At 70.0% G+C, this 19053-nt stretch carries 15 protein-coding genes; 5 read left to right on the top strand and 10 right to left on the bottom strand.

Annotated features, from left to right (window positions below; genetic code table 11):
- Positions 1-8: 8 nt before the first annotated feature.
- From Q7P21_RS03675 to Q7P21_RS03650, 6 genes are all read right to left on the bottom strand, one after another.
- Positions 9-380 (bottom strand): permease, encoded by a 372-nt coding sequence (locus Q7P21_RS03675; RefSeq protein WP_304165559.1) that lies wholly within the window; start codon positions 378-380, stop codon positions 9-11.
- Entirely contained in the window at positions 377-1297 is a 921-nt protein-coding gene (locus Q7P21_RS03670; protein WP_304165562.1) for a hypothetical protein, read from the bottom strand. Before Q7P21_RS03670 ends, Q7P21_RS03675 begins: the two co-directional genes overlap by 4 nt.
- 9 nt (positions 1298-1306) lie before the next feature.
- Positions 1307-2704, bottom strand: a complete 1398-nt coding sequence (locus Q7P21_RS03665; protein ID WP_304175806.1) for an aspartate aminotransferase family protein — start codon at positions 2702-2704, stop codon at positions 1307-1309.
- Positions 2705-2713: 9 nt separating this feature from the next.
- Positions 2714-3373 (bottom strand): MtnX-like HAD-IB family phosphatase, encoded by a 660-nt coding sequence (locus Q7P21_RS03660; protein ID WP_304165567.1) that lies wholly within the window; start codon positions 3371-3373, stop codon positions 2714-2716.
- A gap of 76 nt (positions 3374-3449) precedes the next feature.
- Positions 3450-4856, bottom strand: coding sequence for an ATP-binding protein (locus Q7P21_RS03655; RefSeq protein WP_304175804.1), 1407 nt, complete (start codon positions 4854-4856; stop codon positions 3450-3452).
- Entirely contained in the window at positions 4853-5554 is a 702-nt protein-coding gene (locus tag Q7P21_RS03650) for a response regulator transcription factor (protein WP_304175802.1), read from the bottom strand. The genes Q7P21_RS03655 and Q7P21_RS03650 overlap by 4 nt, the downstream gene beginning before the upstream one ends.
- Before the next feature lie 117 nt (positions 5555-5671).
- Between Q7P21_RS03650 and Q7P21_RS03645 the strand changes: the two genes are divergently transcribed.
- A complete protein-coding gene (locus Q7P21_RS03645; RefSeq protein ID WP_304175800.1) occupies positions 5672-7426 on the top strand; it encodes an arylsulfatase in 1755 nt (584 codons plus the stop codon).
- Between the two features lie 4 nt (positions 7427-7430).
- Here the strand turns inward: Q7P21_RS03645 and Q7P21_RS03640 are convergent, their stop codons facing one another.
- The 4 genes from Q7P21_RS03640 to Q7P21_RS03625 are packed head-to-tail and all read right to left on the bottom strand — an operon-like array spanning position 7431 to position 11433.
- Positions 7431-8405 (bottom strand): esterase family protein, encoded by a 975-nt coding sequence (locus Q7P21_RS03640; protein WP_304175797.1) that lies wholly within the window; start codon positions 8403-8405, stop codon positions 7431-7433.
- 22 nt (positions 8406-8427) lie between these two features.
- Positions 8428-9363, bottom strand: coding sequence for a phytanoyl-CoA dioxygenase family protein (locus Q7P21_RS03635; RefSeq protein ID WP_304171393.1), 936 nt, complete (start codon positions 9361-9363; stop codon positions 8428-8430).
- Positions 9364-9392: 29 nt separating this feature from the next.
- A complete protein-coding gene (locus Q7P21_RS03630; RefSeq protein WP_304175795.1) occupies positions 9393-10637 on the bottom strand; it encodes an NAD(P)-binding domain-containing protein in 1245 nt (414 codons plus the stop codon).
- 1 nt (position 10638) lies between these two features.
- Positions 10639-11433: an N-formylglutamate amidohydrolase gene (locus Q7P21_RS03625; protein WP_304175793.1), complete on the bottom strand. Its 795-nt coding sequence runs from the start codon at positions 11431-11433 to the stop codon at positions 10639-10641.
- A 197-nt stretch (positions 11434-11630) separates the two neighbouring features.
- Here Q7P21_RS03625 and Q7P21_RS03620 point away from each other — a divergent pair, with 197 nt between their 5' ends.
- The 4 genes from Q7P21_RS03620 to Q7P21_RS03605 all read left to right on the top strand — a co-directional run.
- Complete coding sequence (locus Q7P21_RS03620) at positions 11631-12509, top strand: transglutaminase family protein (protein WP_304167767.1); 879 nt, start codon at positions 11631-11633, stop codon at positions 12507-12509.
- Positions 12510-12637: 128 nt separating this feature from the next.
- Positions 12638-15934: a DUF2126 domain-containing protein gene (locus Q7P21_RS03615; protein WP_304167770.1), complete on the top strand. Its 3297-nt coding sequence runs from the start codon at positions 12638-12640 to the stop codon at positions 15932-15934.
- Positions 15924-18455: a circularly permuted type 2 ATP-grasp protein gene (locus Q7P21_RS03610; protein WP_304175791.1), complete on the top strand. Its 2532-nt coding sequence runs from the start codon at positions 15924-15926 to the stop codon at positions 18453-18455. The genes Q7P21_RS03615 and Q7P21_RS03610 overlap by 11 nt, the downstream gene beginning before the upstream one ends.
- On the top strand, positions 18452-19053 hold a 602-nt coding region (locus tag Q7P21_RS03605), incomplete at its 3' end, for a transglutaminase family protein (protein ID WP_304175789.1). The genes Q7P21_RS03610 and Q7P21_RS03605, both read left to right, overlap by 4 nt.

Here is a 19053-nt window from a genome sequence, read left to right as displayed (position 1 = left end):
GCGGCGTCTCACAGTCCGGAAAGGCCGACGCAGAGCACGCCCGCGAAGATCAGGCCGGCGCCCAGGCGCTGACGGCCGGTCATGCGCTCACGCAACAGGATCAGGCCGCCCAGGGGCACGGTGGCGTAGGTCGCCGTCATGATCGGATAGGCCAGGCTGAGCGGCGCCCGTTGCAGCACCAGCACCCAGGCGATGCTCTCGACCGCCCACAGGCCGACGCCCAGCCAGATCAGCGGCTGCAGGGCGACCCCGAGCGGCGGGCCGCCGCTGGCGCTGGCCCGGTCGGCCCCGGTCTTGAAGGCCAGCTGCTGCACCGTCTCGGCCGCCACGCAGAAGGCCAGCAGGCCCAGGGCGGCGGGAACCAGATGGGTCTCGCTCATGCGGCGGCCTCGGCGAAGGCGTCGAGCAGCCGCAGATTGGCCGCCTCATTGATGGTCCGCGCCAAGGCCGGATCAGGCGCGTGGCGCGGCTGGTCGAGATAGGCCTCGACCCGCTTGGTCCAGGCGCGGCCCGGCGTGCCGCCATAGACCGCCCGCGACCAGTCGCCGACCACATCGGCCCCGATCACCTGGCGGCCCGACGCGACGCGGCGCAGGGCGGCGATCACGAAGGCCAGGCTGGCCTGGCCCTGGTCCCAGTTGCTCACCGCCTCGTCGTGGGCGAGCACGTCCTTGTCGAGGGTGACATAGACCTGGCGGGTCTCCACCCGCCGGTCCAGCAGGTCGAGGAAGGCCGCCTCGCCCAGGCCCGAGATGGTCGGCCATGCGCGGTCGTCCAGCACCACCTCCGCCGCCCCGTCCGGCGCCTGCCAGGCATAGAGCTCAAGCTGGCCCGAACCCAGCAGCGCCACGTCGCCCTGGCGGGCGCGGCCCCGCCCGATGTCGGGACTGCAGACCCCGAGGGTGATCACCTTGGCGACGCCCGGCAGGCGCGCGGCTTCGCCCACCCACGACCCGCAATGGCGGCCCCGGGCGAAGCGGATCCAGTCCGGATGGTTGTCGAAATGGATCACGGTCACCGGCCCGCCTGCGGCGGCGATGGCGCGCGCGATCAGCAGCGGGCTGACATGGTGGAAATCGCCGGAGCCGGCGAACACCAGGTCGGCGCGCTCGGTCGCCGGCAGGTCCTGGCCCAGGCGGTCCCGCAGGTCGCCAAGCCGGGCGGCCGGGCTCCACAGCCGCATGGCCGGGCCGAGATCGCGGGCCTCGAGCCTGCGCCCGCCCAGGCCCTCGACCGCGCGCGCGAAGTCGGACTGTGCGTCCAGCGCGTCATCGAGCCTGAGGATCACCGGGCGCATCGGGGCCGGTCAGTCGCGAACGCAGCGCTTGAACAGGGCGTCGAGCAGTTCGATCGCCAGGTCGATCTCCGGGTAGGAGATGTGCAGCGACGGCGCGAAGGTGATGACGTTCTTGTGGTAGCCGCCGACGTCCAGGATCAGGCCGTAGCGCTTGCCGCCCACCTCGATGTCGGCCTTCATCCCCTCCTCCGCCATCTCGTCGAGCAGAGCCTTGTTGGGGGTGTAGCTGTCGGACTGGCAGATCTCGGCGCGCAGGGCGAGGCCCAGGCCGTCCACGTCGCCGATCTGCGGCCAGCGCTTCTGCAGGCTCCGCAGGCCCTCCAGGAAATAGGCGCCCTTGGCGGTGACCTGGGTCTCATAGTCGCCCTCGGCGGTCATCCGCATGACCTCCAGCCCGACGGCGGTGCCCATGGGGTTGGAATTGAAGGTCGAGTGGGTGGAGCCCGGCGGGAAGATCGTCGGGTTGATCAGCTCTTCCCGCGCCCACAGGCCCGACAGCGGATTGAGCCCATTGGTCAGGGCCTTGCCGAACACCAGCACGTCCGGCTGGACATCGAAGTGCTCGATCGCCCACAGCTTGCCGGTCCGGTAGAAGCCCATCTGGATCTCGTCGACGACCATCAGGATGCCGTGCTGGTCGAGGACCTTCTTGAGGCCTTTGAAGAAGTTGGGCGGCGGCACGACATAGCCGCCGGTGCCCTGGATCGGCTCGACATAGAAGGCGGCGAACTCGGCCTGGCCGGTCTTGGTGTCCAGCACGCCGTTATATTCGGTCTCGAACAGCCGGGCGAACTTGGCCACGCACTGCTCGCCATACTCCTCCTTGCTCATGCCCTTGGGGCCGCGGAAGTGGTACGGGAACTCGATGAACTGGGCCCGGTCGCCGAAGTGGCCGTAGCGGCGGCGATAGCGGTAGGACGAGGTGATCGCCGAGGCGCCCAGGGTGCGGCCGTGATAGCCGCCCTCGAAGGCGAACATCAGGCTCTTGCCGCCACAGGCGTTGCGCACGACCTTCAGGCTGTCCTCGACCGCCTGGGCGCCGCCGACATTGAAGTGGACGCGGCCGGCATGGCCGAACTTGCGCTCGGCGTCCTGGGCGATGATGGCGGCGAGCTCGACCTTTTCCCGGTGCAGATACTGCGAGGCGACCTGGGGCAACTGGTCCAGCTGGGCCTTGGCCACGGCGTCCAGGCGCGGGTTGCGGTAGCCGAAGTTGACCGCCGAGTACCACATCTGCAGGTCCAGGAACTCCCGGCCCTGCGCGTCGTACATGAACGACCCGTCGCAGCCGGTGAAGAACTTGGGCTCGGCCATGTAGTGGACCGTGTCGCCATAGGAGCAGTAGCGCGCCTCCATGCGGCGCAGCTCGGTTTCGTCCAGGGGTTCAGCGGATGGCGCGTCGTACATGGGGGCTCCTCAGGAGGCGCTGACGCGGCGGTCGCCCAGCAGGGCGCTCAGCGTCGTGGTGATGTCGTGGAAGGTTCGGAAGCTGTGATAGGGCCGCGCCCGGCCGGCGGCGTATTCAGCCAGGGACGCCTTGGCGAACAGGATGTCGGCCCGGCCCGAGACGCAGAAGTCCGAACGGCCGTCGCCGATATAGATGACCGGTTGGTGGGGGGTGGTCAGGCGCGAGGTCGCCTCGCACTTGCAGACCCCCGAGCCCGCGCCGCAGCCTTCGCGGCGATAGGGCTGTTCAAGGCCGCGCCCGCCCGCCGCGCCGACCAGGCGGTTGCTGATCACCGGCAGATGGGCCAGCCCCTCGCGCGTCAGTATGGCCTGGATGAAGCGATCGACGCCGTCGCTGACGATGGTCAGGGGAACCTCGGCCTGGGCGCACCAGGCGGCGAAATCGGCGAAGCCGGGGTCCAGCCTCACCTCGTCCAGCACGGCGTCCAGCTCCGCGTCGGAGCCGCCGATCAGCGCGACCTGGCCCCGCATGCAGGTCGCCGCGTCGATCCGGCCGGCGACCCAATCCTCTTCGAGCGCTTCCCAGGCCGGCGCCGCCAGGCGCCGCAGCACATGGTCGGTGCTGTCGGCGACCGAGATCGTCCCGTCGAAATCGCAAAACACCTGCATCGGGTCGCGTCCTTGGTGTGGGACGGGCTCCCTAGAGGACGAGACTGACGCCAAGCTGATGCAAGCTGGGCCGAAATCAGGCGAAGGCTCCGGTCGGCTGCGGAAACTCGACCCGCGCCCGCAGGCCCGGGCCGCCATCACCCCGCTCACCCAGCACCAGTTGGCCGTCCAGCAGGCGCGCGGCCTCCAGCACGATCGCCAGGCCCAGGCCTGAGCCGCGCTCGGTGTTCTCCGCGCCGCGATAGAAGCGCCGCACCACCTTGTCCCGCTCGGATGCCGGGATGCCGGGCCCCTGGTCGATGACTTCCAGATAGGGGGTGTCATGGGTGCAGCCGAGACGCACCGTGATCTCAGACCCGGGCGGCGCGTGGTGGATGGCGTTCTCGATGAGATTGACCGCGATCAGCCGCAGCAGGACCGGATCGCCGGGACAGGCCAGAACCTCGCCCTCGAAGCTGAACCCGACGCCGCGTCGGGCGGCGAGCGGGGCGAGATCGGCCAGGGCGGCCACCGCCTCGCGACGAAGGTCGCCGCCCCGCGCGACCTCCAGCTGCGCCTCCAGCCTGGCCAGGGTCAGCAGCTGGTCGGTGAGATTGGAGGCGCGGTCGACCCCTTCGACCAGGGCCCGGGTCAGGCTTTCGCGTTCGGCCGGCTCGGTCTCGTGGGCGATCATCTGGGCCTGCAGCTTCACCGCCGCCAGCGGGGTTCGCAATTGATGGGCGGCGTCGTCGAGGAACCGCCGTTCCTGCTGGCGGGCCCGGTTGATCCGTTCCAGCAGCAGATTGATCGAGCGGACCAGGGGATGCAGATCGCGCGGCCAGGCGTTGAGCTCCAGGGGCGACAGGTCGCGCAGGGTGCGTTGGCCGATCTGGTCGATCAGCACCCGCAGACTGCTCAGGCCCTGATTGAGCGACAGCCAGATCAGCACCGCCACCGTGGGGATCAGCGCCAGCAGGGGAATGGCCAGCCCCAGCACCACGCCGGTGACCAGCACCAGCCGGATGTCGGTGCGTTCGCCGACCTGAACCGTCACGTCGCTGTCGGGAACCCTCAGCGTATAGACCCGCCACTTCCAGCGATGATCCCGCGTCTGGGAAAACCCCTCGGTCGCCGGGGGCCTGGCGATCAGCGGGCCGGTGTCCGAGCGCAGGGCCAGCTGGCCGCCGCGCCAGACCCGGAACATCCGCCATTCCGCGTAGTTGTCGAAGGCCCGGCGGTCCTCGCGACTGAGCAGGGGCGCGTCGTCGACCTCCAGGGCGCCGGCCCCGGGCGCGACCGGCGGCGCATGCAGTTCCTCGGCCATCAGGGCGCGCAGCACATTGGCGCCGATGATCAGCTGGCCGTCATAGATCTCATCGATCCGTCGCTGGGCGGAGATATAGGCCATCACCCCGATCGCCAGGATGATCGCCACCATCAGGGCCCCGATCCGCCCGAACAGGGCGGCGAGCAGGGACGGCGGCGGCCCGGGCCGGCGCGTCACGACTTGAGCGGCGTCATATAGCCCAGCCCCCGGGCGGTCACGATCAGGTCCGCGCCCAGCTTGCGCCTCAGCCCATAGATGGCGACCTCGATGGTGTTGCTCTCCACCTCGGCCGCGGCGTCATAGAGCGTGGATTCCAGCTCGTCCTTGCTGACGAACTGCCCCATGCGCCGCATCAGCGCCGCCAGCACCTTGAACTCCTTGGCGGTCAGGGCGACGGCCTGGTCGTTCAGCGTGGTCGTGCGCGCCGCCAGGTCGAGGGCGACTCCCCGGGTGACCAGCACATCGCCGGACCGGCCTTCCGCATGGCGGATCCGGGCGCGGATCCGGGCCAGCAGCTCCTCCAGATCGAAGGGCTTGACCACATAGTCGTCGGCCCCGCCGTCCAGGCCCTCGACCTTCTGGTCCGGCCGGTCGCGGGCGGTCAGTATGATGATCGGGGTCAGGTCCTTCTGGGCGCGGATCTCGAGCAGGGCCTGCAGGCCGTCGACCCTCGGCAGGCCGAGGTCGAGCAGGATCAGCGCATAGTCCTGGGCCCGGGCGGCGGCGATCGCCTCCTCGCCGTCCATGGCCCAGTCGACCGTGTAGCCCACCCGTTGCAAGGTTCGCTTCAGGCCCGCGCCCAGCATCTGATCGTCTTCCGCCAACAGCAGACGCATCGCCGATCCCGCGCTCTCGTTCGGTTGGACGCCCAGCATCAGACCTCTTACCGGCGACAATGGGGCGGAAGCGGCGCGCACCCGGTGATTGCGCTAGGGTCGTGACTCGGGCGGCCCCCGCCAACCGACCTCGAAGCCGTGACGAGCCACGACCCCATGCCCCCGCACCGCCCCAACGTGATCCTGGTCCTGACCGACGACCAGGGCTACCCGCCGCTCGCTGCGCACGGGCATCCGTTCCTGCGCACCCCGAACCTCGACCGTTTCCACGCCGAGGCCGTGAGCCTCGACCAATGCCACTCCGGCACCACCTGCGCCCCGACCCGGGCCGGCCTGATGACCGGCAACTACTGCAACTCGACGGGCGTCTGGCACACGATCGGCGGCCGGTCGCTGCTGCGCAAGGATGAGTGGACCCTGGCCGACGCCCTGGGCCAGGCCGGCTATCGGACGGGCCTGTTCGGCAAGTGGCACCTGGGGGACGAATATCCCTATCGGCCCCAGGACCGGGGGTTCCAGACCTGTGTCGTCCATGGCGGCGGCGGCATCGGCCAGGGGCCGGACTGGTGGGGCAACGACTATTTCGACGACACCTATATCGTCGACGGGAGGCCCAGGGCCTTCGAGGGCTATTGCACCGACGTCTTCTTCCGCGAGGCCATGAGCTTCATCACGGCGAACCAGGACGCGCCGTTCCTGTGCGTCATCAGCACCAACGCCCCGCACAGCCCCTACAATGTCGAGCCGCGCTACCAGGCGCTCTATGACGGACAGACCAAGACCGAGAACTACGCCCGCTTCCTCGGCATGATCAGCAATATCGACGACAACTTCGGGGCCCTGCGCCTGCGCCTCGCCGAGCTCGGCCTGGAAGACGACACCGTGCTGATGTTCATGAGCGACAATGGCCAGTGCGGCTTCGCCGCCCATCCGGAAGGCGGGGCCTTCAACGCCGGCATGCGCGGCTTCAAGGGCAGCATGTACGAGGGCGGTCATCGGATTCCCTGGCTGACCCGCTGGCCGCGGGGCGGGATCGGCGGCGGCCAGGTCGTGACCCCGCTCAGCGCCTATATCGACGTCATGCCCACCCTGCTGGAGCTGTGCGGGATCGCCCCGCCCGCCGGGCGCGCGTTCCACGGGCGCAGCCTGGCCGCCCTGCTGCGCGGCGAGCCTGCCGACACGTCCTGGACCGAGCGGGTGATCGTCACCGACACCCAGAGGACGCCCGAGCCGATCAAGTGGCGGATGAGCTGCGTCATGAAGGGCGACTGGCGGCTGGTGAACCGCGATGAGCTCTATGACCTCGTCACCGATCCGGGCCAACGGGCGAACATCGCCGACCAGCATCCGGGGGTCGTGGCCGAACTGCGCGAGGCCTATGAGGCCTGGTGGGAGATCTGCACCAGACAGGCCGGCGAGACCATCCCGATCTCGGTTGGCGCGCCGACCCAGCAGATCGCCGAGCTGCGCACCCACGACCTGCGCAACGCCGACAGCGACGTGGTCTGGAACCAGGACCAGATCCGCGCCGGCCAGGCCTGCCAGGGTTATTGGGAGGTGCTGGTCGAACGGGCGGGCGACTACGAATTCGCCTTCCGCCGCTGGCCAACCGAGGCCGGTCACGCGATCCGCACGGGCATCGAGGGCGACGATGTCGCCTTCCGCCGCGACGCCATCGCCCGGGCCGATTGGAGCCTCTATACCGGCGGAACCGCTCTGCCGATCACCGCCGCCCGGTTGGAGATCACCGGCCATCCACCCCTGACCGTCCAGGTCGCCGATGAGACGGCGGCGGTCCTGCGCCTTAGCCTGCCGGCGGGAGAGGTCCAGGTGCGCGGCTGGTTCCTCAACGAAGCGGGCCTGACCCTGGCGCCCTACTACATCTATGTCCGCAGGCTTGAGGCGGCCTAACGGGTCAGAGCGGATAGTCCTGCCAGAGCCATTCCAGGGCGCCGGGCAGGGTCTGCTCCAGCACCCGGGGATCGGCGTGCCGGCCCTCCCGCGAGAGGGTGAAGCGATAGGGATAACCCTTGGCCGCTAGGGCCGCCGCCATGCGCTGGTTGGCCAGGGGCCAGTTGCGCCAGCTGTCCTCCGGGTCGTCGGCGTGCAGGTCCCGGTCCCCGACCTCCATCCAGATCCGCAAGGGCTTGCGCTCGGCCTGTGGGACCAGGGTCGCGTGATACTCCCACGCCCCGCGCGGGCAGTCGGGGTCGGGCGGCGACTGCTGGTTCACATAGGTGCCGGAATAGGAGAGCACGCGGCGATATCGGTCGGGATGAAACCAGGCCATGGTGAAGGCGCAGGCCGCGCCCGAGCTCACCCCCAGGGTCGCGCGGCCCTCCGGGTCATCGGTCAGGGTGACGCCGGTTTCCGCCACCACCCGAGGCAGCACCTCGGTCTCGATGAAGTCGCTATAGCGGCCGGAGACGGTGTCGTACTCCAGTCCGCGCTGCGAGCCCTGGGCGTCGCCGCCGCCATTGTCGACCAGGATGGCGATCAACGCCGGCGCCCGTCCTTCGGCGATCAGGTTGTCGAGCACGCGCGGCAGGCGGTTCAGATAGAGATATCCGTCCTGGGCGACGATGAAGGGCGCCGCCGTTCCCGGCTGATACTGCGCAGGCACATAGACCCAGACCGTCCGGGTATAGGGCGCGGCGACCGACTGCTCGTGGTCCTCCGCCGCGATGCGATTGCCGAACGGGTCGCGGCGACGGGTGATCTCATTGTCCAGCCGCCGGATGCCCGGATAGATCGCGCTGTCCCGCGACTCCATCGTGAAGGCGTGGACGACGCCGGCCGGCGCGCCCGCGCGCACCTCGGTCTCCGGCGCCGGCGCATAGTCCGGGCCGATGACGAAGTCGCCACTGGCGAAGACGGAGGGGTCGGTCATGCCAGGTCCCGGGGCTTCGGCGTCAGGGCCTGGACGCCGCGACGCGATAGGGCGTCAGGTCCCAGCGGGGATAGCGGGCCTGGGCCCGCGCCAGGGTGGTCTCGGTCCAGAAGGGATCGCCGGGAAGCTTGACGCCAAAACAGGCCAGCTGTTCCGGACTCGCGCGCTCGAACAGCTCCGCCCAGGGCTTGGTGTTGTGGAACGCCCAGGCGTGGAAGCCGATGCTCTCGTCCCCCGCCCGCTTGAAACAGGCCATGACCGCGTAGCGATGGCCGTTCGGCGCGGTCAGGTTGGCGCCGCGATGATAGACGTCGATCGAATAGGGGATCGCGGTTCCGGCCGGCGAGGCGCTGGACCGCTCATGGGCCATCAGATCCCTCTGCAGCTGGGCCTGGACGCCCGGAGCAAAGTCCAGCGTCGCCTCCGGCCCCGCGACCCGGTCGCTGTCGGGGCGGGTCACATAGCGCATGGCCCCATGGGCGTCGGTCACGTCGGTGAAATAGTTGAGGATGGTCACCGAGTTGCTGGCCGCGTCCTCCGACGGGACGGTCAGGGTGTGGTTGGAATAGTCGCAGTGGAAGGGCTGGTCATAGTCGGCGTCCCCGGTGAACTTGGCCCAGGCCTGGCATTGGTAGAGATGCACGGCGTCGGTGTTCAGCGCCGCCTTGGCGAAGGCGATCAGGGCCGGGTGCACGCCGATCAGGTTCAGAGCCGGGGCCCCCGGAAACGGGACGGCCTCCAGCGTCCTGAACTGGGCGCCATTGAAACGGCCGATCTCGCCGGCCTTCTTCTTGTCCATCGCCTGTTCGGCGCCGGCGGTCCGCCCGAACACCTGCTCGAAGTCCGCGCGCACGGCGGCGACCTCTTCCGGGGTGAAGAAGTCGCGGACCAGGGTGACGCCATCGCGCCGCCAGGTCTCGACATCCTCTGCGGTGAAGCGCTGCTGCTCCAGGCTCATCGATCCGTCTCCGTCACGTCTGGCCCATCCTAGACGTCGTTTTCCCGCTGGGTAGTCCTGCGCGCGGCCAGGTGCTCGGCCACGAAGGCGGCGTCCTCGCCCATGCCCATCATCACCGAGGACTTGCGCCGCGACAGCCAGGCCAGGCCGATCAGATAGGCGCCGGGCGCAGGGGTCACCCCGCCCTGGTGCAGAGGCTCGGCCCGGGTTTTCATGTCGGCGAAGATCGGCAGGTCCACCCAGCCGAAGTCATAGCGATAGCCCGTCGCCCAGATCACCGATCCGACCCCGGCGGCGGCCAGGTCAAGCTCCAGCAGCGGCGTGGGCAAGGGCGCGGCCGGGGGCCGGGGCGCGGCCGGCGGCAGGTCCAGCCCCGCCGCCTGGGCATGGGCGTCGCAGGCGGCCAGGAAGGCGTCGTACTCGGCCTCGGCCCTGGCCAGGCTGGCGTCGCGGTCATCGGCGAAGACCAGCCGCCCGTCACCCGCACCGGCCAGCCGGCCCAGCAGCGTCACCCCCTGGGCGGCCAGGACGCTCAGGTCCATGTCCCGCCCCCCGTCCACGCCGGTCAGCAGGGGCGGCACGGTTCCCGGGGTCCGCTGGGCGAGCGGCTGGTCGAAGGCGCCGAGCGCGAATTCCCAGAACATGAAGTCCCGGCCGCGATAGCGGCGCGGCGCCCGGCGATGCGACCCGACCGCCAGATAGACCCGCCGGCCGGCCCGCATCAGGTCCTCGGCGATCTGCGCGCCGGACGCGCCGGACCCGACCACCAGCACCGCGCCGTCTGGCAGCTCGGCCGGGTTCCGATAGGCCATGGCGTGAAGTTGCTTGGCGGCGCCCATCTGGCCGGCCAGGGCCGCCGGGATGGCCGGACGCTGATAGGGCCCGGTGGCGATCACCACCTGGGCCGCCGTCATCGGTCCGTCCGAGGTCTCCAGCACGAACCGGTCGCCGTCGTGGCTGAGCCGGGTCACGCTGACCCCGCACCGCACCGGGGCGGCCGAGGCGGCGGCATAGGCCGCGATGAAGTCCGCCACTGCGTCCCGGCCCGAGAAGCCTTCGGGATCGGGGCCGTCATAGGCGAAGCCCGGCAGCTGCAGGCTCCAGTTGGGAAACTGAAAGGCCAGGCTGTCCCAGCGCTCCGACCGCCAGCGCTCCGCCACCCGCGCGCGCTCCAGCACCTGATGGGGGCAACCCAAGCGGGTCAGATGCCAGCTGACCGCCAGCCCCGACTGGCCAGCGCCGATGATCAGGGTGTCGTGGGCCTCAGCGACCATCTCAGCGTATCTCTTCACTCGCCAGGGCCGCCGCCAGACGCGGCGCGAGCCATTGGGCCATGGTCCGTTGGTCGGCCGCCGTGGCCAACAGGTCCTGGCGCACCTCCAGCTCCAGATAGTCGAGCCCCCGCGCGTCGGCGTGCAGCGGGATGGTGTTGTCGGTCTCGTCCATCTCATAGGGCTGGTTGTCGCCCACCGCCTCGCCCAGGTCGGCCCGCATCACCGCCAGCATGGCCCGCGAGAACGGCGAGTCGCCCCGGTGCAGCACCCCCAGCCGCCACGGCCGGGCCTGGCCCTGCATCGCCGGCGTGAAGCTGTGCAGGGCGACCAGCACGGTTGGCCGGTCGGCGCGGGCGTCCAGGGTCCGGGCGATCTCATCCTGGTAGGGCTGATAGATCTGGTCGTGGCGGGCCTGGGCGGCCCCGGCCGAAAGATCACGGTTGCCGGGAACAGCCACGTCGTCGCTGACCGCCAGGATCGCCGCGGCGCTGCCGGGTTTGCGATTGCAGTCGATCATCAGCCGCGAATAGCGCTGCTGGATGAAACAGGCGTCGAGCAGGACGGCCAGCTGCTCGCCCAGCCCCGCGACCCCGATGTCACAGGCGATGTGCAGGTCAAGCTGCGCCAGCGTCAGGCCCAAATCCCCGAGCGCCCGAGGGATCGCTCTGCCCGCGTGGTCCCCCAGGAGCAGAAACGGCGACGGGGCGCCCGCATTGAGCACAGCCACCGGCGGGGGATCGCCGGGACCCAGCAGCGGGATCGACGCCGCCCCCGAAACCGAGCCTGTTCTCCCCATGCCCGTGCTCCCGGTCCGCCAACTGACCCGCTCGCGGAGCGGCCATTCCGTCGTATCGGTCAAACATCGCATGATGCGGTCGTGGCGCGAAGGTCGTGCATCCTCCATAACCGTCGTGCGTTTCCGTCGGACCGCCGAGGCGCGCTCCTGGCGCGACCTCCCCCTATCGCGGCCCAGGCCCAATCCATGAGACCCCGATGCTGATCCGCTACGGATACGAGATCACCGTGAACTGCCAGCAGCCGACGGCCATGGTCACCCTGCTGGGCGTGCGCGACGGCCGCGAGGCGGACATCCGCATTCCGGAAACCTTCTTCACGACGCCGGAGATCGAGACCTCCACCTATCGCGACCTGTTCGGCAATGTCTGCCGGCGCTTCGTCGCCCCGGCCGGGGATCTGACCCTGTGGAGCGACAGCGTCATCGAGGACAGCGGCGCCGTCGATCCCTGCGACCTCGACGCCGTGCAGCATGAGGTGGCCGACCTGCCCGACGCCTGCCTCGTCTATCTGATGGGCAGCCGCTATTGCGAAACCGACCGCCTCAGCCAGCTGGCCTGGAACCTGTTCGGCACAGGCCCGACCGGCTGGGCCCGGGTCCAGGCGATCTGCGACTACGCCCACCGCCAGATCACCTTCAACTACCAGAACGCCCGGTCGACCCGCACCGCCTATGAGGCCCACGAGGAGCGCACCGGGGTCTGCCGCGACTACGCCCACCTGGCCGTGGCCCTGTGCCGCTGCATGAACATCCCGGCCCGCTACGTGAACGGCTACCTGGGCGATATCGGCGTCAAGCGAATCGATCCGATGGATTTCAGCGCCTGGATGGAGGTCTATCTGGGCGGCGCCTGGCGCACCTTCGACCCGCGCAACAACATCCCGCGCATCGGCCGGATCGTCCTGGCCGAGGGTCGCGACGCGGCAGACGTGGCCATGGTCAGCTCATTCGGCCCCCATCTCCTGACAGGCTTTCGCGTCTGGTGTTATGAGACGGACGCCAGCGGACTGCCGATCTCGGTGACCGACACGACGGGCGAAGCCGGGCGCGAGGTTCGGGCGCGATCGCCGCTTTGAACCGCTCAGCGGTTCGGCGCCCGGGGTGACATTCGCCGCGGGGCCGAGGTTCGGCTGGTCAAGGACGTCAGAGTCCTGAGGATGTGAATCGGGCGCGCCCGAGACGAATGGCGACCCGGGAGAATATCTTGTCGATCACTGTCGCCCTGCACCACCTGACCCGCTACCGCTATGACCGGCCCGTGGAGCTGGGTCCCCAGGTGGTGCGCCTGCGCCCCGCCCCCCACTGCCGGACGCGCATCCCCAGCTATGCGCTGAAGGTCACCCCGGCCCAGCATTTCATCAACTGGCAGCAGGACCCGTTCGGCAACTGGCTGGCCCGGCTGGTGTTTCCAGCCGACGTCACCGAATTCAGCGTCGAGGTGAACCTGACCGCCGAGATGTCGGTGATCAATCCGTTCGACTTCTTCGTCGAGGCCTATGCCGAGGCCCTGCCCTTCGCCTATCCGACCGAACTGGCCGGCGAACTGGCCCCCTATCTGGTCCTCGACGACGACAGCCCGGCGCTCAACGCCTATGTCGCGGGGCTGGAGACCAGCGCCGCCAGCACGATCAATTTCCTGGTCGGCCTCAACGCCCGCCTGCAGAGCGAGATCAATTACCAGGTCCGCATGGATCCCGGCGTGCAGTCGCCGGATGAGACCCTGGCGCTCGCCTCGGGCTCCTGCCGCGACAGCGCCTGGCTGCTGGTGCAGATTCTGCGCCGCCTGGGCCTCGCGGCGCGTTTCGTCTCCGGCTATCTCGTCCAGCTGAAGGCCGACATCGAGGCCCTGGACGGCCCGTCAGGCACCACGGTCGACTTCTGCGACCTGCACGCCTGGGCCGAGGTCTATCTGCCGGGCGCGGGCTGGATCGGCCTGGACGCCACCTCGGGCCTGCTCTGCGGCGAGGGCCACATCCCGCTGGCGGCGACGCCGCACTACCGCTCCGCCGCCGCGATCACCGGGGTGGCCGGCCCCGCCCAGGTCGATTTCCATTTCGAGATGTCGGTGACCCGGCTGATCGAACCGGTGCGGATCACCAAGCCCTTCGAGGAGGATCGCTGGGCGGCGCTCGATGCGCTGGGCGAGCAGGTCGACAAGGACCTGGCGAAGCAGGACGTCCGCCTGACCCTGGGCGGGGAGCCGACCTTCTGCTCCATCGACGACTTCGAGTCGGCGGAGTGGAACACCGACGCCGTCGGCCCGACCAAGCGCCGCATCGCCGACGATCTGATCCGCCGCCTGCGCGACCGCTTCGCGCCCGGCGGCCTGCTGCATCACGGCCAGGGCAAGTGGTATCCTGGCGAGCCCCTGCCCCGCTGGGCCTTCGCCCTCTATTGGCGCGCCGACGGCCAGCCGATCTGGCGCGACGCCGAGGCCATTGGCCGCGAACCCCAGGGCCCCTCGACCGGCAAGGCGACCGGCGCCCCCCAGGCCTCACGCTTCGCCACCCAGTTCGCCCTGGCCCTGGGCCTCGATCCGGCCAATGTGCTGACCGCCCTGGAAGACCCCCTGCACTGGATCGGCCGGGAAGGCGCCCTGCCGATCAATTTCGACGACCCGGACCTGCCCATCGACGACCCGGCCGAGCGGGCGCGCCTGCTGCGGGTCTTCGACGACGGGCTGAAGCGGCCGCGCGGCTATGTGCTGCCGATCCGTCGCTGGCGCTCGGGCAAGGACAGCGGCTGGATCTCCGAGGCCTGGGCCCTCCGGCGCGGGCGGATGTTCCTGGTCCCGGGCGACTCGCCGGTCGGCTTCCGCCTGCCGCTCGGCGACCTGCCCCGCCTGGCCGACGAGGACTATCCCTACATCAAGGAACGCGACCCCTTCGAGCCGCGCGATCCCCTGCCCGCCTACGACGCCTTGCGGCCCGCGCGCGCGCCCGTCGACGAGGACGCCCCCGCCCCGACGCCGCGCTCCGGCCATGTCCGCACGGCGATCACCTTCGAGCCCCGCGACGGGGTGCTCTATGTGTTCATGCCGCCGGTCGAGACGGTCGAGGACTATCTGGAGCTGGTCGCCGAGGTCGAGGCCCTGGGCGCCGAGACCGGCCAGGTCCTGCGCTTCGAGGGCTATGCGCCCCCCGCCGATCCGCGCCTGCACAACATCAAGGTCACGCCGGACCCCGGCGTCGTCGAGGTCAATGTCCATCCGGCCACCAGCTGGCGCCAGACCGTGGACATCACCAATGGCGTCTATGAGGAGGCGCGAAAGACCCGACTGGGCGCCGACAAGTTCATGATCGACGGTCGCCACACCGGCACCGGCGGCGGCAACCACATCGTGGTCGGCGGCGCGACCTCGGAGGATTCGCCCTTCCTGCGCCGGCCGGACCTCTTGAAGAGCCTGCTGCTCTACTGGCAACGCCATCCCTCCCTGTCCTACCTGTTCTCCGGCCTGTTCGTCGGGCCGACCAGCCAGGCGCCCCGGGTCGACGAGGCGCGGCACGACGCGCTCTATGAGCTCGAGATCGCCATGGCCGCCGTGCCCCTGCCGGGCGAGGGCGAACCGCCGACGCCGTGGCTGGTCGACCGCCTGTTCCGCAACCTGCTGGCCGATGTGGGGGGCAACACCCACCGCACCGAGATCTGCATCGACAAGCTCTATTCCCCCGACGGGCCCGCTGGCCGGCTGGGCCTGCTGGAGTTCCGCGGCTTCGAGATGCCGCCGGAGGCCCGGATGAGCCTGGCCCAGCAACTGCTGCTGCGGGCCCTGATCGCCTGGCTCTGGCGCGAGCCCCAGGACGGCGCCCTGGTCCGCTGGGGCACGGCCCTGCACGACCGCTTCATGCTGCCCCACTTCGTCTGGGCCGACTTCCTGGGGGTGCTCGGCGACCTGCGCGCCGCCGGCTATGACTTCGACCCCATCTGGTTCGAGGCCCAGCGCGAGTTCCGCTTCCCGGCCCATGGCCGCGTCGAGCATGGCGGGGTGCAGCTGGAGATCCGCCACGCCCTGGAACCCTGGCACGTCATGGCCGAGGAGAACGCCGGCTCTGGCACGGTGCGCTTTGTCGACGCCTCGGTGGAGCGGCTGCAGGTGCTGGCGACCGGCTTCGTGCCCGAGCGGCACATCATCACCTGCAACGGCCGGCCCCTGCCCATGACCTCGACCGGCGTGTCGTCCCAGGCGGTGGCCGGCGTGCGCTACAAGGCCTGGAAACCCCACAGCGGCCTGCATCCGACCGCCGAGGTCAATGCGCCCCTGACCTTCGACATCCTCGATCGCTGGAACGGCCGCTCGCTCGGCGGCTGCGTGTATCATGTCGCGCATCCAGGCGGCCGAAACTACGATACCTTCCCGGTGAACTCCTACGAGGCGCAATCGCGGCGACTCGCGCGGTTCCAGGAGCACGGCCATACGCCGGGCGCCATCGTCATGCCGGCGGAGGCCCGGTCTGGCGAATTTCCGCTGACCTTGGATTTGAGGACGCCCGTTGCCCGTTGATCGCCCCGACGTTCAAGACCGCGTCGCCACCCGGGCGGCGTCGCAGGCCCGCCTGGACGGCTGGCTCAGCGGCTACCGGCCGCTGCCTGGCATTCCCGACGAGCTGGTCCAGCCGGATGGAACGACTCCCCAGGCCTGGCTGCGGTTCCTGGGCGAACTGGCGGAGTTCCCCCAGGGTGAGTTCGAGGACCGCTTCGCGCTCGCCACCCGCCACATCCGCGACGCCGGCGTCTCCCACCGCATCTATGGCGACGACAATGAGCGCATCTGGCCGCTGAGCCCCCTGCCCCTGATCCTGGGCGAACAGGAATGGGCTCAGATCTCCGCGGGCGTCGAACAGCGCGCCACCCTGATGGAGGCCGTGCTCAACGACCTCTATGGCGACGCCAGGCTGGTCAGCGAGGGCCACCTGCCGGCCGCGGCCGTGACCGGCGGCGCCGACTTCGTGCGGGCCATGCGCGGGGTGAAGCCGGCCGGCGGCCGGGCCATGCACCTCTACGCCGCCGACCTGGGCCGCGGCCCCGATGGCCGCTGGTGGGTGCTCGACGACCGCACCCAGGCGCCCTCCGGCTCGGGCTACGCGCTTGAGAACCGCATGGTGCTGTCGCGCGCCTTCCCCCACCTCTACAACGCCATGAACGTCCAGCGCCTGGCGCCGTTCTTCAGCGAGTTCCGCGCCAGCCTGGCCAATGCGGCCCACCGCAGCGACCCGCGCATCTGCCTGCTCAGCCCCGGCCCGTTCAGCGAAAGCTATTTCGAACAGGCCCACCTGGCCCGCTATCTCGGCTTCCTGCTGGTCGAGGGCGACGATCTGGTGGTCCGCGAGGGCCAGGTCTATGTCCGCACCATCGCCGGCCTGAAGCGCGCCGACGTGCTGTGGCGCCGGGTCGACGCCGACTTCATCGATCCTCTGGAACTGAACAGCGCCTCGCGCCTCGGCGTGCCCGGGCTGATGGAGGCGATCCGCGCCGGCGGGGTGGTGGTGTCCAACATGGCCGGTTCGGGCCTGCTGGAATCCCGCGCCCTGCTCGGCTTCCTGCCCGCGCTCAGCCATCATCTGCTGGGCGAGGCGCTGAAGCTGCCCAATGTCGCCACCTGGTGGTGCGGCCAGCCCTCCGAGCGCCGGCTGGTGGAGCGCAATATCGACACCCTGGCCATCGCCCGGGCCTTTGGCGGCCAGGGCCATCCAACCCTGGCGCGCGGCCCGCGCATGCTGGCCGACCTGACCCCGGCGGAACGCTCATCCCTGCGGGCGGCGATGGACGCCCGGCCGGTGGATTTCGTCGGCCAGGAAGTGGTCCGGCTGTCGACCACGCCGGCCTGGCGGGACGGCGCCCTGCAGCCCAGCCCCTTCGTCCTGCGGGTCTACGCCACCGCCACCGAGGACGGCTGGAAGGTGATGCCGGGCGGGTTCTGCCGTGTCTCAGACCAGGCCGACGCCCGCGCCCTGTCCATGGGCGAAGGCGCCCAGGCCGCCGATGTCTGGGTGCTGTCGGACCGACCGGTCGAGCGCATCTCGCTGCTGGCCAACCGCGACGATGTGAAGGTGCGCCGGATCATGGGCCACCTGCCCAGCCGCGCCGCCGACAACCTGTTCTGGCTTGGCCGCTATCTGGAACGCGCCGAGGCGACCCTGCGCCTGGTCCGCAGCCTCTGCACCAGCCTGATGGATTCCGACGCCGCCGTTCACGGAACCGGCGAGACCCTGTCCAAGCTGCGCGGCCTGCTGGTCGAATGGGGCGCGGTCGACGAGGCCACGGACGGCGGCCAGGTCGCCGATTTCGTCTCCGCGGCCCTGCATGACGAGACCGCCTATGGCTCGGTGATCCGCCTGATCCAGGCGGCCCGGCGCGCGGCGGCCAGCATGCGCGAGCGGCTGTCGGAGGACTTCTGGAAGCTGCTGCTCAATCTGGAATCCCGGCTCAAGGGCAAGCGCGGCGACGTGCTGACCGAGGCCGACGGCCTGGCCCGGGCCGAGGGCGCGCTACAGGCCCTGTCGGCCCTGGCCGGCCTGACCCACGAGAACATGAACCGGGTCGCCGGCTGGCGCTTCCTCGACATGGGCCGCCGGGTCGAGCGCGGGGTCAACACCTGCCGGATCATGCGCCAGCTGGCCAAGGACGACGCCAGCGTCGACGACCTGGACCTGCTGCTCGACCTGATCGACAGCCAGATCACCTATCGCTCGCGCTATCTGGAGGGCATCGCGCTCACCCCCGTGCGCGACCTGGTGATGCTGGACCCGTTCAACCCCCGCTCGGTCGCCTTCCAGATCGTCACGCTCAAGGCCCACCTCGCCTCGCTGCCGACCCTGCAGAACGATGGCATGCCTGAGCGCCCGACCCGCCAGATGGTGCATCTGGCCAGCCAGGTCGAGACCGCCAGCGCCGGCGACCTCGACACCGAGCGGACCCTGGAGATCGAGCGCCTGCTGATGGGCCTGTCGAACGCCATCGCCGACCGCTATTTCCTGCAGGGCTCCAACGCCACCCCGACCAAGAAGCTGGGTGGGCTGGCTTGATCTATCAGCTGCGCCATCTGACCACCTATCTCTACGAGAAGCCGGTGACCTTCGCCCGCTGCGCCCTTCGCCTGGCGCCGTGGCAAGACACCGCCCAGTCGGTCATGGACAGCCATCTCAGCATCACCCCCAAGCCCACCCTGCTCGAAACCCATATCGGCCAGTTCGGCGAGCGGGTGGTCACCGCCACCATCGAGACTCCGCACCGGTCGCTGAAAATCCTCGCCAAGTCCCGGGTCGAGGTGACCCGCGCGGGTCCGACCTGGCCGCTGGGCGGCCGCGCGTGGGAGGCCGTTCGGACCGAGGCCTTCGCCTCGACCTCCCTCGACCTCGCCTCGCCCGTTCACTTTCTCTATCCGACCCGGATGACCGCCCTGCAGCCGGCCATCACCGCCTTCGTGGCCGAGAGCTTCCAGCCCGGCCGTCCCGTGTTGGAAGCCGCCTTCGACGTCGCCCGCCGGATCAAGGCCGAGTTCGCCTATGACCCCAAGTCGACCGAGGTCTCCACCCCGGCCATCGAGGCCTTCACCGCCCGGCATGGGGTCTGCCAGGACTTCGCCCACATCATGATCGCCGGCCTGCGCGGCCTGGGCCTGCC

Source organism: Phenylobacterium aquaticum, from assembly GCF_947378715.1.
GTDB lineage: Bacteria > Pseudomonadota > Alphaproteobacteria > Caulobacterales > Caulobacteraceae > Phenylobacterium > Phenylobacterium aquaticum_A.
This window is presented reverse-complemented; position numbering and strand designations above follow the sequence as displayed.